The following is a 24,708-nucleotide window of genomic DNA, read 5'->3' on the forward strand; positions in this document are numbered from 1 at the left end:
CTCATGATATTCGAGAAGCATGCGAACCTAAAGTATAAGTACGGAAACCGTCATTTCTGGTACCGTGGATATTATGTGGACACAGTAGGAAAGAATACGGCGGCAATAAAGGCATACATCCAAAATCAGATAAAAGAGGACTTGGAATATGACCAGATGTCGTTAGTAGAGTACATAGACCCGTTTACGGGCGAGCCGGTGAAGAAAAACAAGAAGTAGGACTCTTAAGAGTCAGTAGGAAGTCAAAGCAAACCAGTAAGCCCCTATTGGGGCAAAGCCGGAGTAAGGAAGCACTGAACATGCCCTTTTAAGGGCAGCTGAGAATGTGGTGCAGCAGGCAGACTTTTCAGTGCGCCTTCCGGGCGCAAGCAGGTAACAGCCCCTTATAGGGGCAGAACAAGCCACCGGCTAAGCCGGTGGTCTTGACTCACATTTTTCTTCCACATATTGCTTTTCAGAAAATGTTTGATTGCACGTTCCGCTGGGAGGAAGCACGGTAGATGATCTCTCCCTGAACGGTGATCGTTTCATAAGGGGCATCAGGATGCTTGATGCGCCACAAAAGCTGGTGGATCATACGTTTTCCCAATAGATGCGCATGGCAGTCAACGGTTGTGAAAAACGGCTGGAACGAGTTTGCCTCATCATTGTCAAAGCCTGTGATCGCGATATCCTGGGGGATCCGAAGGCCTTCTTTTATGATCATTTCCGACAGACACATGGCGCTGATGTCGTTTACGCAGACAACCGCCTGGGGAGGATCGATCATCAGCTGCTCAAATGCGCTGCGTACCGCTGAAGACATCAATGGGAACGGCGACGGCGTGGTGATCAGCTGGGGTTCCAGGGGCAGGTTAGAGATCGTCATCGCATCGCGGTATCCGTCAAAGCGGTCACAAAAGCTTTCGCCGTCCACATGAAAGGGGTTTAAGTAGGCGATCCTTGTCATTCCCTGGCGGATCAGGCTTAGAGTTAATTCCATGGTAGCCCGTCTGCTCTCGCTTTTGATCACATCCCCCATGGTTGGCTCTAATGCCGTATATACTTCACGGTCAAGAAAAATACTGTACATCTTTTTTTTCAGCACCTTCTGTGTATAAGCAGTTCCAAATTTATGAAGAAAGAAGCAGGCGTCAATCTCGTCATTAGGAGAATAGGGCAGCTGCAGTTCATCTATATTCTTTTGGGTGACGACAGCAATACTGATGTTGCAATTGTAAAGAGAGGCTTCTTCGGAAAGACCATTTAAGATCCGATCCCAATAAGGGGAACTGTCCGGGCGCCGTAAGGCAAGGATGCGCAGAGGACGGTCAGGTGCTTCTTCGCGGCTGGTTTTGTCTGTGAATTTTGTATATCCTGAAGAGCGCACATAATTAGTGATTCTCTGCCGGGTTTCTTCAGCGACTCTTGGATCATTTCTAAGCGCCATTGAAACTGTATTTCTCGATAATCCCAGTTCTGTGGCTATGCTTGTAATGGTAACACGTCTCTCTTTCATAAAGTTTTCTAACAAACCTCCTGGATTTGAATTTCTCTTATTTTCTAAGCATATCATAAATTGAAACAATGTACAACCATATTTTGCAATAGTGCATTCCATAAAATATGCAATATTGCACAATTGTTACGAAAAATGTAATTTAACATATCATCCAATAATATAATATAAAATCAAAAACAATAGTGCAAAACAACAATACAATCACGCAAAAAATAAAAAATGTAAAAAATGACATATTGATATTGACAAAAAATAATAGATAATGCATAATAGATAATGTAAATATGCAATAGTGCAAAAATAATGCATCCGTTTAAGGGGCGTTGAAATGGAGGTGCGGGGAATGAAACTTGGATATGCATTTTTTAATCCGAAACATGAAATCTTACAACATCATGCTCAGCAGCTGGGGGTGCGCTGCGCTGTGACCAGTGCCGGATGGGCGGGCGGCTTTTCCCGTTACATCCATGAATGGGATTATATGCCGCTCTTAAAAACAAAGCTTTCCATGGAGAGTTTTGGGCTGGAATTTTCTGTTGTAGAAGGTGTTGGATTTCTGGATGAGGTTAAGCTGGGATCAGAGGGGCGTGATGAAGCCATTGAACACTTCATTCTCTTGTTAAAGAACATGTCTGAACTTGGGATAAAAACGGTTTGTTATAACTGGATGCCTGTGTGGGGGTGGTTTCGCACTGATACAAATATCAAGCTGGATGGAGGAGCTACGGTTACCGGCTTTGACAATGATCTGATCCCGGCCTGTCCTATTACAGAGCTAGGCCGCGTTTCACAGGATCGTTTATGGAGTAATTTGGAGTACTTTCTCAAGAAGGTAGTTCCCTGGGCTGAAAAATACCGTGTCCAGTTAGCGCTTCATCCGGACGATCCGCCTGTTGACAATATTGGCGGCATTGAGCGGATCCTGACCAGCGTCAACGCCATGCAGAGAGCAATTGATCTGGCGCCCAGTGAATACAACGGAATTACCCTTTGCCAGGGTTCCTTTGCCGCCATGGGAGAAGATGTCATTGATTCGATCCGGCATTTTGGAACCCAGAACAAGATATTTTTTGCACATTTCAGAGACTTGACCGGCGGCCCCGGACATTTTCGGGAGGAATTCCACCACACTGGCAAAACAGACATGTATACGGCAATGAAAACTTATTACGACATTGGATTTGACGGGGTGATCCGTCCGGATCATGTGCCCACAATGTATTTGGACACGGTGGGGGAGCAGGGATACGGGACCAACGGGAACTTGTTTGCCACCGGATATATGATGGGTCTGATGGAAGCGATTGAAAAGGAAATGAATTAAAAATAAAGGGTGGGGATCAAGTGAAAAATGGAAACTGCAAAGAGGTTATCGGCAAAGAAGCACGCAGGAAACGATGGAAGAAAGATTGGGAAGGTTACTTATATATGCTTCCCTGGCTGCTGGGATTCCTGATCCTAACCGCCTGGCCGATGGTCTATAGCTTTTATTTATCTTTTACAGATTACTCGATGTTTACGGCTCCGGAATGGGTGGGCCTGAAAAATTATATCAAAATGTTTACAAGAGACAGAGGGTTTTCAAAAGCGCTGTTTACCACGTTTCGTTTTGTGCTCATGGCAGTGCCTCTCAAACTGGTCTTTGCGTTATTTGTAGCAACCCGTCTGAATAAGGCCGTAAGGGGGATGAACCTGTACAGGACCTTTATCTATCTGCCGTCCCTGTTAGGCGGCTCAGTAGCGGTAGCGGTCCTCTGGAGAAATATTTTCGGCATAGACGGATATATCAACACGATCCTGGGAATTTTTGGGATAGAAGCTGTAAAATGGCTCACCAGCCCAAAGTATGCTCTGACAACCATTGTCTTATTGAACGTGTGGCAGTTTGGATCCAGCATGATCATTTTCCTGGCAGGTCTGAAGGCCATACCCAACAGTTTGTATGAGGCGGCCGGCATGGATGGAGCCGGAACAGTACACAAGTTTTTTAAGATCACGCTGCCAATGATCTCGCCGGTCATTTTCTTCAATCTGATATATGGATTGATCGGAGCTTTCCAGCAATTTAACTCCGCGTTCCTGATCACAAAGGGAGGCCCGGCCAATGCTACATATCTATATGCGCTGATGCTTTACGAAAAGGCGTTTACATCCTATCAGATGGGTTATGCGGCCGGAATGGCATGGATACTTCTTGGGATCGTTGGCTGTTTCACGGCAGTTATGTTTATCGGTCAAAAGTTCTGGGTGTTTTATGAAAATTAGAGAGGAGGATATTTGCAGTGGAGAAAAATGATTTAAAACAGAAAAAGCATAAAAACCATTGGGTCAGTCATATCGATCTGATCCTCCTCTCAGCGATCATGGTATTTCCAATCTTATGGTGGTTTTTTGCAACCTTTAAGCCTTTAAATGAGCTTGGGTCCCGTAATTTCCTGCCGGTAAACTGGACACTGAGCAATTACATAAAGGGATGGCAAATGACAAACAGCCTGACCTTTGGCAGATTGTTCCTTAATACCATGTTCATTGTGTCGATCAATGTGGCGGGGGCAGTGACCTCCGGAAGCCTGGTGGCCTTTGCCTTTGGCCGGATGGAATTTAAGTTTAAAAACTTTTGGTTTTCCGTTGTCATGATGACCTTGATGCTGCCCTCCCAGGTGACCGTTGTCTCACAGTATATCATGTATAACAAACTGCACCTTGTCAACACTTATGTGCCGCTGATCCTTCCCTATTGCCTGGGCGGAGGCGCCTTCTTTATCTTCCTGCTGATCCAATTTATCAGGGGGATTCCCAGGGAGCTGGATGAGTCGGCCAAATGTGACGGGGCATCAACATTTTGTATCTATTCCCAGATCATTTTACCCCTGTTAAAGGCGCCGCTGACAACCGTGGCGATCTATGCTTTTATCTGGAGCTGGGACGATTTCTACTCACAGATGCTCTATTTAAGCACACCGGCCAAATTTACAGTAGGACTTGGCCTTCGGATGCTGGTTGATCAGTGGGAGATCAAATGGGGAGAATTATTTGCCATGTCGCTGCTTTCGATCATCCCCTCCCTGATCCTGTTCTTTACAAGACAGAAGGATTTCATAGAGGGTGTGGCAGCTTCAGGCATTAAGGGTTAAAACAAATATATTATCATGCACTCTCGAAGTCTCCCCGGCGCCCGCCTTTGCAGCTGTTTTTTGCCGGCCGCACAGAAATCTGAGTACCAGGAAATTTCCGGAGTACGCTATCAAAAAAAGGAGGAATATTATGAGGAAAAAACAAATTGGTCAAAAGGTCGCGGTGGCTCTGTTTGCTGCAATGCTGGCACTGTCAGGCTGTTCAAAGCCGGTTGATAGTCCTAAGCAGGATCCGGGGGCACAAAGTTCTCCAGGCGCAAAAACAGAGGGGCAGCCGTCAGGCGGCGCTTCCAACCTTTCTATTTTCTGGTGGGGCTCGGACAGCAGGCATGAAGCCACTCAAAAGGTACTGGATCTTTACTCTCAGGATACAGGCGTTACCTTTGATGTGGAATTTACGGGATGGGATGGATACTGGCAGAAGCTGCCGGTGTTAGCTGCCTCAAAGGAGGTTCCTGATGTTCTCCAGATGGATGCAGCCTACATAGAGCAGTATGTTGACAATGGAACGCTGGCGGATCTGTCGCCCTATATTGATCTGGCAGAGTTTGTGGGCGAGGATGAAAAACAGAATTATCTGATCGATGGAAAACTCTATGGAATCCCCCTGAGCCGCAACGGACAGGGCGTTGTCTTTAGCAAAACCAGATTGGCGCAGCTGGGCATTGAAGAGCCGAAAAACGGATGGACCTGGGAGGAGATGATCGCCTGGGGCCGTGAGGCAAAGAAAAAATGCCCGGACGGAGTGTATCCTTTATGGGATATGTGTAACTGGTACCAGTATTACCAGGAATATGTGCAATCCCACGGGGGAGAAAAGACACTGGCAGGAAATGAGTTCAATTTTAATAAAGAAACCTATAAGGAGTACATGCAGTTCTATCTGGATCTGGTAGAAGAAGGGGTATGCCCTCCTCCTGAGGTGATCCTTTCCTTTGTGGAGTATGATCCCATGAACGATTATTTCCTGAATGGGAAAGTGCTGACCCGCAGCATCTCCGTGGGATCTGTTATGACCATTGGGAAAATGCTGCCGGATGATGAACTGGGAGGCGTATGCCTGCCTCAGGGCGAGGGCGGTTCCGGATGGGTACAGTCCACGATCTTCTTCTCGGTAAGCGCCCAGTCTGAGCACATCCAGGAAGCGGCGGACTTTATCAAATGGTTCCTCTCCGATGTGGAGGCAGGGAAGATCCTTAAAACCACCCGGGGACTTCCGCTTTCGGATGAGGTATATGGATCCATTGAGCCGGATCTGGATACTTATGAGAAGCTGAACATGATGCTGTATAAGATCATCACAGCGGATGAGGTAAATCCCACCCCTTACTGGAGTGATGTTCCGCCTGCATTTTCCACATGGAATACGGAGTTTAAGTCCACGGGAGAGGCGGTTATGATCGGAGATATGTCTGTGGAAGACGCGGCGGAGTATCTGTATTCCCTGGGAGCGGAAGCTGCCGCAGAGGCAAAATAAAAGGAGAAGGAATGGACGGACAAAATTTGTCGGGGAAGGTTGCTCTGGTGACAGGTTCCACGTCCGGGATCGGACGGGGGATCGCCCTGGAGCTGGCCGGACAGGGGGCATATGTTCTGGTGACAGGACGCAGACACCAGCGGATCCAGGAAACGATCCGGATGATACGGGAAATGGGAGGGGATGCAAGGGGATGCCCTCTGGATGTCACTGACAAGGATGAGATTTTCAGGTTTTTTAATACCTTTGTCAAGGAAACGGGTATTGATATTTTTGTAAATAATGCAGGAATTACCACGGTAAAGGATTTCCTGGAGAATACATCAGATGAGATCGAATCCATTTGCCGGACAAATCTGCTGGGGGCGGTTTACTGCACCCAGCAGGCCGCCAGACTTATGACTGACCAAAAGAGGGGCGGGACGATTATTATGATCACCTCATGCAACGCCTATGCCCCTCTTCCCGGGCAGTCGTTCTATTCAGCCATCAAATGTGCTCTGGAGGGGTTGGTAAAAGGGATCGCCTGGGAGCTGGCCCCTTACCGGATCCGGGTAAACGCAGTGGCGCCCGGCGCGGTGGTATCGGAATTAACGGGAATAAAGACGGAAGAAGAACAGACAGCGGCTGGAAAAGGGATCCCGATCCCCAGAATGGGACAGCCGGACGAAATCGGAAAAGCAGTCTGTTTTCTGGCCTCAGATGACGCTTCATACATAACGGGGACTTCTTTGTTGGTAGACGGAGGGATTATCCTCCGGAACGCATAATAAAAAAAGTGAGGGTAATAGGTATGAGATTTAACAGGAAAGAGGATATTGAGTTTCTCACAAAGGATTGGCAGGGGGAGCGCTTTGAGGACGGCCGTCCAAAGGTCAGCGACCAGCTTTTAGACCGCCTGAAGGAAGTGACAACCGAGGAGGCTGTCATGGCCCTGATCAATAAGGGTTACATGCATCAGTTTGAGGGCGATCTGCAAAGAAGCAATCAGGACAAAGAAAAGGGCCGTCTGATCGGGCGCGCGGTGACAACGGTTATGGTCCCCACAAGGATTGATGTCCACAACAATCTGCTTGACGAGGGGCGCAATGTAGAGGGAAAACGGGGATTCTTTAATCAATGGGTGATTGAAACCCTGGTAAAGCGGGATGTGATCGTGGTTGATATGTGCGACCAGATCTTATTTGGAACTTATGTGGGAGGGAACCTTTCCACGGCAATCAAAACCCGGACGGAAACAGGCGGCGCTGTGATCTGGGGAGGGATCCGTGATCTGGAGCAGATTGTGGAGATGGATGATTTCCAGGTGTATTACCGCGGGGTTGATCCCACGCCCATTGGCGATGTCATGATGAGCGGGATGAACACGCCGGCACGGATCGGCCGTGCGGTGTGCCTTCCGGGGGATGTGGTGCACGGAACCATCAGCGGGATCACATTTATCCCGGCCCATTTGGCGGAGCATGTGGCGGCAACGGCGGAAAAGTCCCATGTAAAGGATATCTTTGGTTTTGAGCGGTTAAAGCAAGGAGTGTATACATCCGCCCAGATCGATAATGCATGGACCATGGAGATGATGGAGGATTTCCTGGGGTGGTACGGGAAGTCTGAGGAGGCTGAAAAATATCGCGGCTATGGACTGGATTGGACAGAGGAACTGGGGATTGCGAAAAACCCGGAAAGACCCAAGCAGTCAAATGGGCTTGTTGACTATAAACTGCACTGACCCTATGAGAGGAAAGGACATAATGGATGATCAGCGTCTGAAGACGGCGGTTATTACAGATGTTACAACTGAAATTGGAAGGGATGCCGCAATGCTGCTGGCTGAAAATGGGTATCGGTTAATGCTCTGCGTCCCCAAGGGAAAGAATGTTAGACCGGAGGACCGGTTTCAGTTGGAGGACCGGTTTCAGTCAAAGGACCGGTTTTGGGAAAGGAACTGTTTCTGTCAAACGGAGGAGGTTGACTTTGCGGATGAGGCAGAGGTGCAGCGCCTGTTTCAAAGCCTTACATCAGTTCGGGTGCTTTTCTATAATAACCTGCCCGAGATCCTGTGCAGACCGGTGAGCCAAATCTCCCATGAGGAGTTTGGCCGCTTGGTGGAGGAGGATATTACATCAGTTGTTACAACTGCAAAGGTGTTTGGCTCTTTGATGAAAAACGGCAGCCTGATCTTTCTGGGGTCGGTCCATTCTGACAAACCAAGTGCTGCAGCGCCTTTGAACAGCATGTACATGGGAGCGTTAAAAAACATGGTCCGGGAAGGGGCGGTCAGCTTTGGGACCGGAGGAAACCGCTGCAACCTCATTGAGGTGGGGGCCATGGGAGGAGAAGACCGGCTGTACCAAAATGAAATTTCTCATTTTTATGACGGATATTCCTTCAAAATCCCCAACGGACATATCCCTGTCTCTCGGGATATTTCTCAAATTGTATGTTTCCTGGCCGAGGATGCTGCTGCCGTCAATGGGGAAGCAATCCGGGCGGACAGCGGATTGGTCCTGGAATATTTAGACAAACTGGCCAATGCACGGGCTTATGAAAGGATGAGCGATGAAGGATGTGGAGGTTAAGAGCCTGAAAGGGAAGACAATACTGGTGACCGGATCGGGAAAAGGACTGGGCAGCGCCATCGCAGTGGAGGCGGCGCGGCAGGGGGCAAAGGTTGCGGTCCACTACCGGTCAAGTGAGAAAAACGCGTATCAGGTATTTGAGGAAGTCAGGGCCTTCGGTCAGGACTGTACCCTGATACGGGCCGATCTGTCCATCCCGGAGGAAGCCGAGCGCCTGTACCAGGAGACGGTCCGGGCATTGGGGGAAATTGATATTCTGGTGAATAATGCTGCATTGCAGTATAATCTTGACTTTTCAGGTTATGACGCGGCTAAGATCCGCACGATTTTCCAGGTCAACCTGGGCGGATACCTGCGGATGAGCCAGAGGGTGCTTTCGCCTATGCGGCAAAAGGGCTGGGGAAGGATCATTCATATTTCTTCCGTACACGCAAAGCGGCCAACAACCTTTGACTTCTGTTATTCCATGACAAAGGGGGCGATCAAAATGCTGACCCGGGAATTGGCGCTGGAGTGCGGAGGGACGGGAATTACAGTCAATTCCCTTGAACTTGGAGCAGTGGAGATCGGAGTTAAAAGCGGGAACCCGCAATCAGTGATCACTGGTGAACAGGCGGGCCTAAAACCCCTGTTTCCCTACCGGCCGGAACGGCCGTGGGGACGTATCATCCAGCCGGAGCAGGTGGCTCCTGCTGTCATGTTCCTGGCTTCGGAGGGGGCAGACTGCATCAATGGCGCTGCATTGCGTCTGGATGATGCCGCCATGTTGTTGTGAGAGATCAATGTGAGAGATTAAAAAGAATTGGGAGGTTAATAAACTATGTTGGACGAGCGAGAGGCATTAGACCATGTGAAGACAGGATCGCGGCCATCTGATTTAAAGATTACGGATATCCGTTTTGCGGATATCTGGAAAGCTCCTATGCAGTGTATTATGGTGAAGGTATACACCAATCAGGGACTGGTGGGATATGGAGAAGTGCGGGATTTTGCCGACAAACGTTATGCTCTGATGCTGAAAAGCCGCCTGATCGGAGAGAACCCATGTAATGTAGACAGGATTTTCCGTAAGATCAAGCAGTTTGGCGGGCAGTCGCGCCAGGGCGGAGGCGTGTCCGGGATCGAGGTGGCATTGTGGGACCTGGCAGGCAAGGCATACGGGGTCCCGGTATACCAGCTTTTAGGCGGCAGATTCCGCGATGAGATCCGCCTTTACTGCGACACGGATGTGGCTGGAAAACCGGACGGAAAAAAGATGGGAAAGGCATTAAAATCAAGGATGGAAAAAGGTTTTACAATGCTTAAGATGGATTTGGGCATTGACCTTCTCTATGATGTGCCGGGAGCCCTGAACGCGCCTCTGGGGTTTGTGGAACAGCTTGCAGCGGCAGGGGAACAGCACGAGCATATGCACGGAACCATGGATACGCGCGTTGCAGCCCAGAAGCGCAGGGAGATCACCTGTGTGGAGCATTGCAGGACCGGGATCCAGATCACACAAAAAGGAATGGAGTGGCTTGAGAATTATGTGGCGGAAGCGAGAAGCGAGATCGGTTATGAGATACCGCTGGCGGTTGACCACGTGGGGCATATCGGACTGACTGAGTGCATTAAGCTGGGAAGAATGCTGGAAAAATATAACATTGCCTGGATGGAGGATGCGCTTCCCTGGCATTATACGGATCAATATGCGATCTTAAGAAGGTCGGTCAATGTGCCGGTCGCCACTGGCGAAGATATTTACTTAAAGGAGAACTTTAAACCGCTTCTGGAAGCCGGCGGAGTGTCTTTGATCCATCCGGATATCCTCACTTCAGGAGGAATTTTGGAAAACAAGAAGATTGGAGACCTGGCCCAGGAATACGGGGTAGGAATGATCGTCCACATGGCGGAGACGCCTATTGCCTGCCTGGCTGCAGTCCACAGCACGGCTGCTACGGAGAATGTTCTGGCGCTGGAGTTCCACTCCAATGACATTCCTTGGTGGCAGGACCTGGTTGAATATCCCTATAAACCTATTGTAAACAATGGTTATATTAAAGTGCCGGATCTTCCGGGACTGGGGATTGAAGGGCTGAATGACGAAGTGATTAAAGAACACATTGACAATGACCGTATTCCTGGATTATGGGAGGCAACGGATGAATGGGATTCCACATTTGCGCATGACCGGTTATGGAGCTGATGATAAGGAACTGATCATAACCGGTTCCTACACTGCTCCGGGGCAGCCTGGAGGGATACGGATCTATGAGTTGGATGAAAAAAGCGGGGAACTGACCCCGCTTTTTGAAGGCGGACGGGACATCAATCCTTCTTTTCTTGTAATCCGGGACGGCATGATCCTTGGGGTGAGCGAAGTCAGCCGCGACAGCCAGATCACTCTGTACCGCTGGCTGGAACATGAAAAGCGCTTGCTGCCTGTGGATCATCTCCATGTTCCGGGCGCATCGCTTTGCCATATTACCCCCTGGCCGGGTACGCCGTATTTCACCGTATCCGGCTATAACAGCGGAAGCTTTTTGCTCTGCCGGGAGGAACATGGAAAATTATATCTGGACAGGGAAGAATTTCCCGGAGAAGATTATTTTGAACCCGGGTTTGAGGGAAGGGTCTCCCATGTCCACTCCACGCTTTTAAGCCCTGACAATTGTTTTTTATATGTCGCGGACCTGGGGCTTGACCGGATCTTCTGTTACGGAGTCCATGAGCAGGGAGGCATAAAGCTTCTGGAAAAAAAGCGGCAGATCATATTTCCTTGGGGTGAGGGGCCCCGTCACATGGCCGTTTCAAAGGACGGAAAAAATCTTTATGTTGTCACGGAACTAAACAACCATGTTTTTACATTTTCCATGGACGAAGAACGGAATGCACAGCAGCGGCAGGTATTGCCTGTTGGGCATGAGCTTTTTTCACAGGAAGCAGCAGCCGGGGCGGATATTAAGATCAGTGATGATGGGCGCTGTGTTTATGTATCTGACCGTGGGCCGGATACGGTCACGCTGTTCGCCCGGGATAGAGAAACCGGAGACCTGAGGCACGTTAAAACGTATGACAGCGGCGGACACTGGCCGAGAAACATCTGCCTGTCACGGTCGCAGCGCTTTTTGCTGGCTGCGAATGAGCGGAGCGGGGATTTGGCTGTGTTTGCGCGGGATCCCCGGACCGGTGTTTTAAAGGGGCGGGTTTGCAGCGTTCATGCACAGCAGATTTCCTTTGCTGCCCCCATGTGATCCCTTCCCTGTCCTTATCCCGGCTCGCTTTTAAAATACTCCCGCGGGGATACCCCGTATTCCTTTTTAAAGCACCTGTAATAATTGGAATAATCCCCGAACCCGCACTGCTGGCTGGCAAAGATAAAAGAGGCTCCGCCGCGGACCATGGCCTCGGCTTCATTTAAACGCAGGCGCAGGATATATTGGTAAATGGTCATTCCGGAAATCTCCTTGAACCGGTGCATGAAGTAGTACCGGTTCATATAAAAATATTCAGACAGCTGGGCCACGGTGATCTGCTGGTCCATGTGGTCCTTAAAATATTGGTCCACCAGGGCCATAAGGCCCATCTCCTTGTTGTCCCGGCTGAATGAGAAGATGTGAGGGTCGTTGTTGTGTTTGTTGACTTCCACAAAGAATTCGGCAAGGCAGCTGCGGCCCAGGATCCGTTTACCGTAAATATCCTCGCTGTTGTACAGGAAGGTCAGATGGTCCAGAAGGCTGCTGAGCCGGGAACGGATGGGATGGGGATAATGGTAGACCCGGAAGGTGTCTGTTGTAAAACATTCCGACAGATCCACCCCGTCCATGGACAGTTCCTTCAGTACCTGGGGGGACACCTGGAGCGCCATCCTTTCGTAGGGAATGGAGAAATCCAGCATTTCCGGAAAATGCTCCTGATGCCTGTTGATAAACAGAAAATCACCGGGCTTCAGATAGAAGGAAGTTCCCGCCGTATTGTATACGATTCTGCCGGAGATCAGCAGGAACATTTCAAAAAAGTTATGGGAATGACTGTAGATATTCTTGTTGCTGGTATCGGAGTAGAGCATGACCCGATAATCGCAATCTAATTCATATAAGTGTGCTAAAAATGGATGCTTTTCAAATTTCATCTCATAAGAACCCCCTGTTTATTATATAATTTATCACTTAATCTCAACAAATACAACTAAATACTATAGAACTTGGCTAAAAATCAAAACACGAATCACAATGTTTTCCGCATTAATAACTATGGGATTCGTTCCATTGGGTTGTTATAATTATGTCAAACAATTGAATGCAACATAAACAAAGGAGGACATTATGAGAAAAGCAGTATTACTGTCACTTTCAGTGGCCGTTACAGCAGCCCTGATGGCTGGATGCGCATCCAAGCCGGCACAGACCCAGACCTCTGCGGCGCAGACCCAGGCGGCACAGACCCAGGCGGCCGGTCAGTCGGAGGCGCCAAAGGAAGAATCCAAGGAAACAGAGGCAAAGGCGGATGACGGCAAGGTCTATGAGCTGCGCACCTCATCCAACCAGGCCCAGTCAGGAACCATAGGGCGTGCCCTGGAATTTTTCTGCAAGACAGTGGAGGAGAAATCCGGGGGAAGGATCAAGACCACGGCTAACTTTGGGAATGAGCTGGGAAGCCAGTCCGAGCAGGTGGAAATGTGCCAGGCAGGCGCTCTGGAGATGGTGGCGGCAGCGCCGGGAACCGGACCAGGAGTGTGGGTGCCTGAGCTTCAGATGTTTGAGTTCCCATTCCTGTTCAAGGACAATGAGGAATACCGCGAAGTTATCAAGGCCATGGAGCCGGAGGTATCCAAACGCCTGGAGCAGCATGGATTTGTAGCCTGCGGCGGACAGTCCATGGGCGCAAGGGACATGCTTACCGTTGCCCCTGTTACCAAGCTGGAGGATATGAAGGGGCTTAAAATGAGAGGTCCCAACAACATTTACATTTCCATGTTCGACTGCCTGGGAGCGTCCGGCACCACCATGGACTGGAACGAAGTTTATACAGCTCTTCAGACAAAGGTAATGGATGGGATGGAGGCGTCTCCGTCCATGATCAACTCTATGAAATTCCAGGACAACGCCAAAAACCTGGCCGTGACCAACCACTGTATGGCCTGTATCATGTATTTCTTTAATAAGGACTGGTATGATAGCCTTCCCCAGGATCTGCAGCAGATCATCATGGAGTCGGTGGATGAGACGGTTGCCTATCAGGCGCGTATTGATGATGAGGACAATGATAAGGCGCTGGAAGAGATGAAGGCAGAGGGCGTTGTGATCACTGAGATCCAGGACATCGACAAGTGGAAGGAAGCGTGCGCACCAATGCTGGAAGAATACAGGGCAAAGGGAGACAACTGGAATTCCTTTATTGATATGATCCTGGAAGCGCAGAAGTAAGGAGTGGACTTTAATGGATTTTCGCCCGGCTGGCTCTGGCCAGTGATACCGGGCGGCAATTTTTAAAAACAGTGCTCAATGTATGGGAGGCAGGACATGTTTAAGAAAATATACTGGATATTGGATAAGATCCGGTCCGTTGCAATTATCGGTATGCTGGGATACATTGTGATCCTCAGCTTTGTGCAGATCGTTTTGCGGTATTTTACTTCCGCGGACTTAAAGCCCTTTGCCTGGGGGGATGAAATCATACGGCTTATGGCCATCTGGGTGGCATTTCTGGCGGCCAGCGTGGGAGTAAAGCAGGAATCCCACTTAAGCGTACAGTTTTTCCTGGACCGTTTTCTCTCGGAGTCCCAGATGAAGGTCGCCAAGAAGTGCGCCACCGCGGTGGTGATCGCTGCCCTTGCTGCGGTGACCTATGCCGGGGCCATGCATGTGATGAAAAATACCACCAACATGCTGCAAAATCTTCCTGACATAACCATTGCCTGGTTCTATGCGGCTGTTCCCGTGGGAGGATTTTACCTGATACTGGAGTATGCAGTGCAGCTGTTTGGATGGAAGGACGGCGCCGAAGAGGAGGTGGGAAAATGATCCAGGCCACGCTTGTGTTTTTAGTGCTTTTATTTTTTATATTTCTGGGCTTTCCCATTTTTATGTCCACCCTTATCACGGCCATTATTTTTATCGTAGCCATGGACATCCCCTTTTCGCTGGTGATCATCCGCATGTTTGGAAGCATCAACTCCTTTTCCCTGATGGCCATTCCCTTTTTCGTACTGGCGGGAAATATCATGATGAAGGCCCAGATCACGGATAAGCTGGTGGACTTTGCCAATGCGGCCGTGGGGCAGTTTAAGGGCGGATTGGGATATGTAAATATCCTGACCTCCATGCTTTTTGGCGGTATCCAGGGCTCCGGCGCCGCGGATGCCTCGGCCATCGGGGGAATGCTGATTCCTGCCATGGAAAAACAGGGATATGACAAGGATTATGCGGTTGCTGTTACAGCGGGATCATCCATGCTCAGCCCCATCATTCCGCCCAGCATTGCCATGATCCTGTATTCCTTTTACACCGAGACACCGGTTGCAAAGCTGTTCCTGGGAGGGCTGGTGCCCGGAATCCTCATTGGTATCATGCAGTGCGGTGTCAACTATGTATCCTACAGGAAACGGGGATATGACATTCCTATTACCCGCTTTTCCATGATCCATTTCATAAAGACCTTTTGGAAGTCCCTGGGTGCCCTGATCATGCCCCTCATTATCCTGCTGGGTATTGTGTTCGGTATCGTAACCCCCACTGAGTCGGGAGTCCTGGCAATTGCCTACGGCCTGATCTACGGATTCTTTGTATCCAGGAAGCTGAAGGTAGGGGACCTTCCAAAGATCATTGTAGATTCCGCTGTGACCACCGCCGTGGTATTCATGACCATTTCAGCCGCAGGCGTCCTTGCCAATGTGCTGGTGCGCATGCAGCTTCAGCAGGAAGTGCTGAACTTTGCGGTGAACACGCTGGGCAATCCCTATCTGGCCACCCTGTTCCTGATCATTGTGTTCATGATCCTGGGATGTTTTCTGGATCCCACCATACTCATTGCCATGTTTGCGGGAATCGTGGTATCGGTTGGGGGTGCATTTGGGTTTGATCCCATCCATTACGGCGTTATCATGGTCATTGTGATGCAGATCGGCGCCATCACGCCGCCGGTGGGAACCTTCCTGTTCATCGCCTGCGGAGTGGCGGGCCTGCCGTTGGAAAAGAGCGTTAAGCCATTGATGCCATACATATTGGTGATCCTTGCGGCTATTGCACTTATGATATTTGTGCCGGGCATTGTGACATTCCTGCCCGGACTTATGAGATAGAAATGGGATAAGGGAGGACATCATGCAGATAAAAGCAGACGGACAAAATTATGCGCCCAGGGGACATGCGGCCCCTGTGTGCGGCAAGGATGATTTTCATGTGGGAGTAGTGGGACTGGACCACGGACATATATTCGGAATGAGCAACGGACTCACTGAGGCGGGTGCTGTGATCGATCTGGTCTATGACCCGGACACGGAAAAAGCAGAGGCATTCTGCAAAAGATACCCTGGGGCCAGGACCGCTTCCTCCCTGGAGGAGATCCTGGACAATGAGAGGATCAAGATGATCGTCTCGGCCTCCGTGCCGTCAGAGCGCTGTGACCTGGGGATACAGGCCATGGCCAGGGGAAAGGATTACTTCACGGACAAACCGCCCCTGATCAACAGGGAACAGCTGGACAGGGGCAGACAGGCCGTGAAAGCATACAACAGGAAATACGCGGTGTATTACAGCGAAAGGCGTCACGTGGAGGCCGCGGTATATGCTGAAAAGCTATTGAAGGAACAGGCCATCGGACGGGTGATCAATATCATGGGCTGGGGACCTCACCGGGCCTCTGTCTCCACCAGGCCGGGCTGGTTCTTTGACAAATCCAGGTATGGGGGGATCCTGGTGGACATCGGCTGCCATCAGATTGAACAGATCCTGATTTATGCGGGAGCCAGGGACGCGGTGGTGGAAAAGAGCAGGGTTGCCAACTATGGTCATAAGGAGACTCCCGGATTTGAGGATTTTGGGGACATGATGCTGAACTGCGACAACGGGACCACGGCTTATTCCCGTCTGGACTGGTTTACGCCGGACGGCCTGGGAGCCTGGGGAGACGGGCGGACCCTGATCGTGGGAACGGACGGATACATTGAGATACGCAAATACCTGGATGTGGCAAATGACAGGGAGGGGGATCACCTGTACCTGGTCAACCACGAAGGGGAGCGGCACATAAAGGCAGCCGGACTCATCGGCTTCCCATTCTTTGGAAGACTGATCAGGGATTGTCTGGACAGGACAGATACGGCCTTTGACCAGGATACGGAATTTAAAGCCATTGAACTGGCCATTGAGGCGGAATTGGCGGCAGAGAGAATTGAGGGGTGAGCGGATGTTAGGTATTGCAATCGTGGGAGCCGGAGCTATCGCAGGCGTCCATATTGATGCGTACAAAGAGTTTGGCGGGGACTGCGAGATCAGGGCGGTCTGCGATCTCTATGTGAATAAGGCGGAGGAACTTCTGGAAAAAAAAGGAATACAGAACGCCCGGGCGTATAAGAGTCTGGAGGAAGCCCTGGATCAGGGGGGGATCGATGTGGTATCTGTCTGCCTTCCTCCTTCGGCCCACTGTGAGGCGGCCATCCATGCCCTAAACCATGGGTGCCATGTGCTGGTGGAAAAGCCCATGGCCAGCTCCCTGGAGGAATGTGATAAGATGATCCGCGCTGCAGGGGAAAACAACAGGCTTTTAAGCGTGGTGTGCCAGAACCGCTTTAAGACGCCTATGGAGAGAGTCCACCGCATGCTGGAGGAAGGGACGGGCGGCAGGGTGACCCATGCGATCGTCAACTCCCTGTGGTGGAGAGGAGAGAACTACTATGACCTGTGGTGGAGGGGAACCTGGGAGAGCGAGTGCGGGGGAAGCTTTACCAGCCACTCGGTCCATCACATCGACCTTCTCCAGTGGATGATGGGAATGCCGGAATCAGTGATGGCATGTATGAGAAATGTGGGACACCACAATTCGGAACTGGAGGATGTGGGGGTAGCCGTATTCAATTACCCGGAAGCAATGGCCCAGCTGACCACCTCCATTGTGGACCACGGGGAGGAGCAGGAACTGATCTTCCAGACAGAGAAGGGACGTCTCTCCATTCCCTGGGAACCGGCTGCCTCCAAGCCCCTGCCCAACGGTTTCCCTGAGCAGGATGAGGAAGGGCTGAAGATGCTGGAGCAGGCATACCTGAGCATACCGGAACTTAAACGTGAAGGCCATGAGGCCCAGATCGGAAATTTCCTGGGAGCCATCCAGGGCGGGGAAGCGCTTCTTACCAGCGGTGAGGAGGGCAGGAAATCCATTGAGCTCATTGCCGCCATTTATAAATCAGCGGCCACCCAAAGGACCGTAAAACTGCCGCTGGCCTGCGATGACCCGTTTTACAGCAAATCCACCATGATCCGGGAAATGCCCCACTTTTTCGAGAAGACAAAGAGTGTAGAAAATTTTGAGAAGGTGGAGATCACGCTGGGAAGGGATGTTGGTAAGTAAGGAAACAGACAACCGAGAAAAGAAAATCCGTGCCCGGGCTGTAAAGTTAAAACAGTCCGGGCATATTTTTGCATTTGGGGTCCGGATATGCTATACTTGCTATGCGCCCGGCAGGATGCCGGGGGACCATAAACCAAAGACAGGACGGATCTCATAGAATGGAATTTTACATGGCTCCCATGGAGGGGCTTACAGGATATATATACAGGAACGCGTACCACGCCTGTTTCCGGCCCATGGACCGGTACTTTACACCCTTTGTATCGCCCAGGGCACAGGGAGGGATGAAGGGCGGACTGAGCTCCCGGGAGATAAACGATATACTGCCCGAACACAACAGGGGGCTTTGCGTGATACCTCAGATCCTTACAAACAGGGCGGAAGACTTCCTGAGGGCGGCCCTGATATTAAAAGAATACGGTTACAGGGAAGTGAATTTGAATCTGGGGTGTCCCTCGCCGACTGTGGTATCCAAGAACAAAGGGGCGGGATTTCTCAGTATGCCCCATGCGCTGGATATGTTTTTGGAAACCGTGACAGAAGAACTGGATAAGATGGGGATGGAAATGTCGGTCAAAACACGGCTGGGCATCTATTCCTCAGATGAGTTTTACCACCTTTTGGAAATCTATAACAAATATCCCCTGACCCAGCTGATCATCCATTCCAGGGTCCGCACGGATTATTACAAGAATACCCCTGACAGGGAAATGTTCGGCTATGGCCTGGAACACGGCAGCAGCCCGGTATGCTATAACGGGGACCTGTTCACGGCAGAGGATTTCAGGGGGCTGAGTCAGCAATACCCGAAACTGGGGTATGTGATGATGGGGCGGGGGATCATAGCCAATCCCGGTCTTGTGGAAGCCATAGAGACAGGGACACCTCTGGATAAGGTCCGGTTAGAGGAATTTCACCAGCGGATCTATGAGGGATACAGGGGGATCATGTCCGGGGACAGGAATGTGCTGTTTAAAATGAAAGAGATATGGGCATCCATGATCCGGATATTCTCTGATGACGGGAAATACGGCAAAAAGATAAAAAAGGCCCAGCGGCTCGGCGAATACGAAGCCGCGGTCAGCCAGGTGTTCAGGGATCTGGATATTGTGGAAGGGGCCGGGTTCAAATTGTATTAAACTGGAATTTGTGTTATACTCCAGAGTGTGTCTGGAGGTGGTATTCAGACACACTCCGGGGAGCTTTGTGCATACTCCGGGAAGCTTTGTGCATACTCCGGGAAGTTCCGTACACACTCCGGAAAAACGGCCCCCAGATGTAAGAATCAGACCTGATCCGTATAATCCGCTTTCATAATGGTTCCGCAGGCGATCTTTCCGCCCGAATTGCCGGAGGGCTGGGTGGTAAAGTCATCGGGATGGCTGTGGATGACAACGGACCGTCCCAGGATATCTTCTATTTTAAAGCGTTTGTCATAGAACGCCGTCCATGCATAGCCCTCATTTCCAAGAAGGGGGACCATGTCGCCCGCATGGTTGGGGTGGGCGGCGTTGGTGGGATTATAATGCTCTCCCGTGTTGGCGAAATTGTCTGAGCAGTCGCCGTTCTGATGGATGTGCATGGCGTAGAAATCCGTGGCGCCAGGCATATTCTTGTTGGGAAGGTTGAATATCTCAGCTTCCACCAGCACACCGCCGTAAGGTGTGTGATAGAATTTCACAAGGCCGCTTATTGCGGGAGCGGATGCCCCGCCTCTTACCCAGGCAACGGCGGAAGGGGCCCGAAAGCGCAGTAGATCTGCGAAGATATCAGCAGGAGTGACAGATTGGTTATCCATAATGGTCTCCTAAAAAAGTTTATTCTTTACAGCATATGCAGATAAAAAAAGAATGTGACCAAACATGCGCTGCCATAGCATGTCCTGGTCACATCCGGCTTATAAAATGGAGGGGGCCGGCAGAAGGGGAACTGCCGGCCAATAGGTATGAAAAAGTGTCTTCCTGTATATTTAAAAGGTCTATCACCTTACAAGTAATACTATACAGGGAAAATGTGGCCAAAGTTTGAGCACACGCTAAAGAATCGATAAAGAAACTAAAGTGAAAATAAAGAATTTATAAAAGGCAGGAGTGAATTGCTATGAAAAGACATTTTTTAAAAATCCTTGCCGTATCAGCGGCATTGAGTATCTTTATTTCAAACGCAGCGTATGCCGGAACCTGGACAACGGAATCTGGTCAGTGGAAATACAGACAGGATGACGGGACCTATGCAAAGGGATGGCTTCAGGACACAGATGGGCGGTGGTATTATTTTGATGCCAACGGCCGGATGCTTTCCAATACCGCCACGCCGGACGGATACCAGGTAGGGGAGGACGGAGCCTGGGTGAACCATGACCCATATGCTTCGTACGATGCGGATTATCCCCTAAAGGATTATGCGGACAAGGCCGGGCTGCAGTATGTGGATGTGATCATGAGCTATAACTCAAAGGGGGATCCCGTGATGGAGCGCCGCCTGAGACAGGACTACAATTATGGGCTGTACAACTACTTCGGCCTTTCCGATAACCTGTGCAAAGCGTTATACGGGGAGAGCGACCAGATCGGGACCGGGGAAATGGCGGTGGATGGCGACAGCCTTCTGGTGCTGGCCGGGGTGCCCCTCTACCAGGAAGGGGTGGGGAGCGATACCTATAAGCAGCAGCGCAACCGTCTTGCCCTGGTGATACGGGAGTATCTTAACAGTTATCAGTGGAGAAATGCAAGCGAACTGGAGCGGGCCAGGAATGCGGCCTTTTATATTGCCTCCGGCTGTACCTATGATAAGGATCTTTATAACCGGTTTGTGGCGGGAGAAGACACCACGGGCGATCCCTCCTTCACGGCATATGGGTGCCTTGTGAACCATAAGGCGGTGTGTGAAGGGATCTCCGTGGCCTACCAGCTTCTTGCCAGGTCCATGGGACTGAACTGCTTCTGTGCTCCGGATGATGAGGACAAGGACCATATGTTTGTCTATGTACAGGCGGATGGAAACTGGTACAAGGTGGATCTGTCCGTTACAGGCCTGGCCCCCCAGGCCATGGTAAGGCGCTGCTTTACTGACATGGACAACCAGGAGGTGGAACGGATCATGAAGGCATATTATAATGAGGAAAATCCTCACATCAAACACATCCAATACGACAGTCTGGCTCCCGGAGCCGTATACCAGCTAAAAGGCGGATGGCAGTACCGGGAATACCAATAAAAACTGATGGAAACATTTTTGGGGAAAGGCAGTGGCAAATCATGTATGATAATCTGACGAAAAGTGATATTAAGAAAATGGAAGAGGAGATAGAGTACCGGAAACTGGTGGTGAGAAAAGAAGCGCTGGAAGCGGTGAAGGAGGCCAGAGCCCACGGGGACCTGAGCGAGAATTTTGAATACAAAGCAGCCAAGCAGGACAAAAACCGCAATGAAAGCCGCATCCGTTACCTGGAGAAAATGATAAAGACGGCCAGGATCATCTCCGACCAGTCCGGGGCAGATGAGGTAGGGCTGGGAGACCGGGTGAGCATATACATTCCGGATGATGACGAGACGGAGGAATACAAACTGGTTACAACCGTCCGGGGAAATTCCCTTCAGGGCCTGATCAGCATAGATTCACCTCTGGGAAAGGCCATCAGGGGCCATAAAGTGGGGGACCGGGTCCACGTTAAGGTGGACGACCGCTTTGGGTATGAAGTGGAGATACGCTCCATCGATAAGACTGCGGCAGATGAGGACGACAAGCTCCGCAGCTTCTGACAGGAAAAAATCAGTACCGGTATAAGGAGAGATCATTATGGCTGCTGTAAATATGACAGAAGGAAAAATAACAAATCATCTGGTCAGGTACTCGGTACCGCTGATCCTTGGAAACCTGTTCCAGCTCACCTATAATGCTGTGGACTCCATCATAGCGGGGCGGTTTATCGGAAAACAGGCATTGGCGGCGGAAGGGACTGCCAGCCCGGTCATGAATATTGTGATCCTGGGCATTTCCGGTATCTGTATGGGGGCCTCCGTCCTGATGAGTGAGTTTTTTGGCGCAGGCCACCAGGATAAACTGAAAAGGGAAATGTCCACCACCGTGATATTCGGCTGTTATTTCTCGGTTATTGTTGCGCTTCTCGGAGTTTTTTTCTCACGACCGCTGCTTAAAGCGCTTCAGGTGCCGGAAGAAATACTGGGCATGGCTTCCACCTATCTGTCCATTATATTCCTGGGAGCTCCATTTACATATTTTTACAATGCAGTTTCCGCTGCCTTAAAAAGTGTGGGGGACTCCAAGACGCCCCTTAAATTCCTGGCATTCTCATCTGTTCTCAATGCCCTGTTGGATCTGATCTTTATAGGCGGCCTGGGCTTTGGCATCGTGTGCTCGGCCACCACCACGGTGATCGCAGAGGCGGCCTCTGCGATTCTGTGTATCACCTATGTATATAGGAAGATACCCATGCTGCAGCTGAGAAAAGGGGAGTTCACCATGGACCGCCAGCTGCTGCGCCAGACACTGCGCTACGGCAGCGTCACAGCGTTGCAGCAATCCTGCCAGCCCATTGGAAAGCTGCTGATCCAGGGAGCGGTCAATCCTCTGGGGGTTGATATGATCGCGGCCTTTAACGCAGTGAACCGGATTGATGATTATGCCTTTACGCCGGAGCAGAGCATTTCCCATGGCATCACCACCTTCGTGGCACAGAACCGGGGAGCCGGAAAAAAGGAGAGGATCCGGAAGGGCTTTCGCCATGGGCTGACCCTGGAGTTTTGCTACTGGGTATGCATTGCTCTTGTGATCCTGCTGTTTAGAAAACCGCTGATGGGACTGTTTGTTACTGCCGGGAACCAGGGCATCATAGGACTGGGCAGCAGCTATCTGGGACTTATGGCCCTATTCTACATTTTCCCGGCCTTTACCAATGGAATACAGGGCTTTTTCCGCGGCATGGGGAATATGAGCATAACCCTTCTGGGAACCTTTGTACAGACCAGCCTTCGTGTGGTATTTGTGTATCTTCTGGCGCCTGTTATGGGAATGCAGGGCGTTGCCTATGCCTGTGCTGTTGGGTGGAGTGTAATGCTTCTGGTGGAGATTCCGTACTATTTCTGGTTTATGAGAGGAAAGTGATGGGGCATGGGAAGTCCGCGGGGAATATGTGGAAAATTGGAAAAATCTGTGGAAATATCAGATGGAATGTTGTAAAATAGCGTTATGAGGCGTGTAACGCTCTTGCAACGGGGGTAGGGGAAACGATGAACGCAGATCAGGGGAATGCCCGTATATTGGGCGAAAGTGAAGGCTTAAATGTATTTATGATGGGAACGGTTATGGTGGAGTATAACAGGAAACCGCTGTCCGTTATGGCAAATCCGCTGGGTAAGATGCTTCAGCTCTTTCTTATCCTTTTATATGCCGGTGAAAAGGGGGTTCTGAGGGAAGAACTGCTGGATATGCTTTACGGAAACGGTGAGAACACCAACCCATCGGGAAGCCTTAGGGCGGCTGTGTTCCGGCTCCGCAAAATACTGGAGGGCAGCGGTCTGCCGGAACATGAGTATATCCGGACCGAGGGCGGGGTCTACCGGTTTGACAAGGGCAGCCTTTCTGTGTACATAGATGCAAAGGATTTTGAGGAAACTGCCAGGAAAGCGCTGAAGACAAGGGATGAAAACCTGTTAAAGAGGGCCTGCCGCCTGTACCAGGGGGAATTTATGGCCCAGCTGGCAGGAGAAAAGTGGGTGTCTGTTATCGAAGTGCGGTGCCAGGAACTGTACTTCCAGTGTCTGAGGGTGGCCAGCCATCTGATGAAGGCCAACCGCGAGTACACGGAACTGCTGGAGCTGTGCTCCGCTGCCTGTAATCTTTATCCCTATGAAGAGTGTCAGATCATGAAAATCGACTGCCTGATCGCCATGAAACGCTTTAAGGACGCCATGCAGGTTTACGACCAGGCGGTTACCCAGTATTTTGAGGAACAGGGTCTTCCTCCCTCTGAGAAGATGCTGGAGCGGTTTAGGACCATGAGCGGCCAGATCCGTTATACTTCAGACACCCTTAAGGACGTAAGGGAAAGCCTGCAGGAGCGGGACCGGGTCAATGGACCTTACTATTGTTCTTATCCTGCCTTTATCGACTGCTACCGACTGCTGGTACGCATGTCGGAGCGGATCGACTTCACCAGCGTGATGCTGTGCTGTACGCTGCTGGATGCAAAGGGAAAACCCCTGGATGCCGCCGGGGATTTGCTGAAGACAGCTTCGGCCAGGCTTCATGAGGCCATCGGAACGTCCGTGAGAAAGGGAGATTTATTTACCTGCTACAATCCAAGCCAGTACCTGGTAATGCTCAACGGCACCTCCCAGGAGTATTGTCTCAGGATATTTGAACGGATAGACCGCACCCTCCATCTGTGGGACGGAGGGCGCAAGGTGAAACTGAACTATCAGGTAATGCCTGAAAGTCTGCTATAAGGTATTCCGC

The 24,708-nt window shown here is 50.5% G+C and carries 24 protein-coding genes; 21 read left to right on the forward strand and 3 right to left on the reverse strand.

All coding sequences use genetic code 11. From position 1 onward, the window contains the following. Window positions 1–219 (forward strand): IS200/IS605 family transposase (locus CLFS41_RS06655; RefSeq protein ID WP_045091828.1); only part of this gene is annotated, 219 nt, incomplete at its 5' end. A gap of 235 nt (window positions 220–454) precedes the next feature. On the opposite strand, the gene CLFS41_RS06660 is transcribed toward CLFS41_RS06655, so the two are convergent. Further along, window positions 455–1,498, reverse strand: a complete 1,044-nt coding sequence (locus CLFS41_RS06660) for a LacI family DNA-binding transcriptional regulator (protein WP_040417293.1) — start codon at window positions 1,496–1,498, stop codon at window positions 455–457. 346 nt (window positions 1,499–1,844) lie between these two features. Here CLFS41_RS06660 and CLFS41_RS06665 point away from each other — a divergent pair, with 346 nt between their 5' ends. From CLFS41_RS06665 to CLFS41_RS06710, 10 genes are all read left to right on the forward strand, one after another. Next, the gene (locus CLFS41_RS06665) at window positions 1,845–2,825 is read left to right on the forward strand and encodes a mannonate dehydratase (protein WP_045091829.1); all 981 of its coding nucleotides are present in this window, start codon (window positions 1,845–1,847) and stop codon (window positions 2,823–2,825) included. 20 nt (window positions 2,826–2,845) lie between these two features. After that, window positions 2,846–3,766 carry a sugar ABC transporter permease gene (locus CLFS41_RS06670; protein WP_052665641.1) on the forward strand — a complete coding sequence of 307 codons (921 nt, stop codon included), beginning with the start codon at window positions 2,846–2,848 and terminating at the stop codon, window positions 3,764–3,766. 17 nt (window positions 3,767–3,783) lie between these two features. Beyond that, complete coding sequence (locus CLFS41_RS06675; RefSeq protein ID WP_045091830.1) at window positions 3,784–4,635, forward strand: carbohydrate ABC transporter permease; 852 nt, start codon at window positions 3,784–3,786, stop codon at window positions 4,633–4,635. Window positions 4,636–4,765: 130 nt separating this feature from the next. Next, on the forward strand, window positions 4,766–6,112 hold the full coding sequence (locus CLFS41_RS06680) for an extracellular solute-binding protein (RefSeq protein WP_045091831.1): 1,347 nt from the start codon (window positions 4,766–4,768) through the stop codon (window positions 6,110–6,112). An 11-nt stretch (window positions 6,113–6,123) separates the two neighbouring features. After that, window positions 6,124–6,882 carry a glucose 1-dehydrogenase gene (locus CLFS41_RS06685; protein ID WP_045091832.1) on the forward strand — a complete coding sequence of 253 codons (759 nt, stop codon included), beginning with the start codon at window positions 6,124–6,126 and terminating at the stop codon, window positions 6,880–6,882. Window positions 6,883–6,905: 23 nt separating this feature from the next. Further along, a complete protein-coding gene (locus tag CLFS41_RS06690) occupies window positions 6,906–7,838 on the forward strand; it encodes a demethylmenaquinone methyltransferase (protein ID WP_007868640.1) in 933 nt (310 codons plus the stop codon). Window positions 7,839–7,860: 22 nt separating this feature from the next. Further along, window positions 7,861–8,688 (forward strand): SDR family oxidoreductase, encoded by an 828-nt coding sequence (locus CLFS41_RS06695; RefSeq protein WP_045091833.1) that lies wholly within the window; start codon window positions 7,861–7,863, stop codon window positions 8,686–8,688. After that, window positions 8,669–9,463 carry an SDR family oxidoreductase gene (locus tag CLFS41_RS06700; protein WP_007868629.1) on the forward strand — a complete coding sequence of 265 codons (795 nt, stop codon included), beginning with the start codon at window positions 8,669–8,671 and terminating at the stop codon, window positions 9,461–9,463. The genes CLFS41_RS06695 and CLFS41_RS06700 overlap by 20 nt, the downstream gene beginning before the upstream one ends. Window positions 9,464–9,508: 45 nt before the next feature. Next, on the forward strand, window positions 9,509–10,873 hold the full coding sequence (locus CLFS41_RS06705; protein WP_007868627.1) for a mandelate racemase/muconate lactonizing enzyme family protein: 1,365 nt from the start codon (window positions 9,509–9,511) through the stop codon (window positions 10,871–10,873). After that, on the forward strand, window positions 10,830–11,921 hold the full coding sequence (locus tag CLFS41_RS06710; RefSeq protein WP_161797484.1) for a beta-propeller fold lactonase family protein: 1,092 nt from the start codon (window positions 10,830–10,832) through the stop codon (window positions 11,919–11,921). Before CLFS41_RS06705 ends, CLFS41_RS06710 begins: the two co-directional genes overlap by 44 nt. A gap of 14 nt (window positions 11,922–11,935) precedes the next feature. On the opposite strand, the gene CLFS41_RS06715 is transcribed toward CLFS41_RS06710, so the two are convergent. Beyond that, the gene (locus CLFS41_RS06715) at window positions 11,936–12,799 is read right to left on the reverse strand and encodes an AraC family transcriptional regulator (protein ID WP_045091835.1); all 864 of its coding nucleotides are present in this window, start codon (window positions 12,797–12,799) and stop codon (window positions 11,936–11,938) included. 193 nt (window positions 12,800–12,992) lie between these two features. On the opposite strand from CLFS41_RS06715, the gene CLFS41_RS06720 reads away from it, so the two are divergent. The 6 genes from CLFS41_RS06720 to CLFS41_RS06745 all read left to right on the forward strand — a co-directional run bounded on the left by CLFS41_RS06720 (window position 12,993) and on the right by CLFS41_RS06745 (window position 19,370). After that, complete coding sequence (locus CLFS41_RS06720; RefSeq protein ID WP_045091836.1) at window positions 12,993–14,093, forward strand: TRAP transporter substrate-binding protein; 1,101 nt, start codon at window positions 12,993–12,995, stop codon at window positions 14,091–14,093. 96 nt (window positions 14,094–14,189) lie between these two features. Next, window positions 14,190–14,690, forward strand: coding sequence for a TRAP transporter small permease subunit (locus CLFS41_RS06725; protein ID WP_045091837.1), 501 nt, complete (start codon window positions 14,190–14,192; stop codon window positions 14,688–14,690). Further along, on the forward strand, window positions 14,687–15,967 hold the full coding sequence (locus CLFS41_RS06730; protein ID WP_007868615.1) for a TRAP transporter large permease: 1,281 nt from the start codon (window positions 14,687–14,689) through the stop codon (window positions 15,965–15,967). Before CLFS41_RS06725 ends, CLFS41_RS06730 begins: the two co-directional genes overlap by 4 nt. A 22-nt stretch (window positions 15,968–15,989) precedes the next feature. Continuing rightward, complete coding sequence (locus tag CLFS41_RS06735; RefSeq protein ID WP_045091838.1) at window positions 15,990–17,069, forward strand: Gfo/Idh/MocA family oxidoreductase; 1,080 nt, start codon at window positions 15,990–15,992, stop codon at window positions 17,067–17,069. Window positions 17,070–17,073: 4 nt separating this feature from the next. Next, a complete protein-coding gene (locus CLFS41_RS06740; protein ID WP_045091839.1) occupies window positions 17,074–18,231 on the forward strand; it encodes a Gfo/Idh/MocA family oxidoreductase in 1,158 nt (385 codons plus the stop codon). Between the two features lie 158 nt (window positions 18,232–18,389). Then, window positions 18,390–19,370: a tRNA-dihydrouridine synthase family protein gene (locus tag CLFS41_RS06745; protein WP_007868600.1), complete on the forward strand. Its 981-nt coding sequence runs from the start codon at window positions 18,390–18,392 to the stop codon at window positions 19,368–19,370. Between the two features lie 146 nt (window positions 19,371–19,516). Here the strand turns inward: CLFS41_RS06745 and CLFS41_RS06750 are convergent, their stop codons facing one another. Then, the gene (locus CLFS41_RS06750; RefSeq protein ID WP_007868598.1) at window positions 19,517–20,029 is read right to left on the reverse strand and encodes a superoxide dismutase family protein; all 513 of its coding nucleotides are present in this window, start codon (window positions 20,027–20,029) and stop codon (window positions 19,517–19,519) included. Window positions 20,030–20,331: 302 nt separating this feature from the next. On the opposite strand from CLFS41_RS06750, the gene CLFS41_RS06755 reads away from it, so the two are divergent. From CLFS41_RS06755 to CLFS41_RS06770, 4 genes are all read left to right on the forward strand, one after another. Next, window positions 20,332–21,447 carry a hypothetical protein gene (locus tag CLFS41_RS06755; RefSeq protein ID WP_045091840.1) on the forward strand — a complete coding sequence of 372 codons (1,116 nt, stop codon included), beginning with the start codon at window positions 20,332–20,334 and terminating at the stop codon, window positions 21,445–21,447. A 41-nt stretch (window positions 21,448–21,488) separates the two neighbouring features. After that, complete coding sequence (gene greA, locus CLFS41_RS06760; protein ID WP_007868588.1) at window positions 21,489–21,992, forward strand: transcription elongation factor GreA; 504 nt, start codon at window positions 21,489–21,491, stop codon at window positions 21,990–21,992. A 37-nt stretch (window positions 21,993–22,029) separates the two neighbouring features. Further along, window positions 22,030–23,355 (forward strand): MATE family efflux transporter, encoded by a 1,326-nt coding sequence (locus CLFS41_RS06765; protein WP_007868585.1) that lies wholly within the window; start codon window positions 22,030–22,032, stop codon window positions 23,353–23,355. A 125-nt stretch (window positions 23,356–23,480) separates the two neighbouring features. Next, a complete protein-coding gene (locus CLFS41_RS06770) occupies window positions 23,481–24,698 on the forward strand; it encodes a BTAD domain-containing putative transcriptional regulator (RefSeq protein WP_045091841.1) in 1,218 nt (405 codons plus the stop codon). Window positions 24,699–24,708 lie beyond the last annotated feature (10 nt).

Origin of the sequence: Clostridium sp. FS41 (assembly GCF_000954015.1) — a bacterium.
GTDB lineage: Bacteria > Bacillota > Clostridia > Lachnospirales > Lachnospiraceae > Enterocloster > Enterocloster citroniae.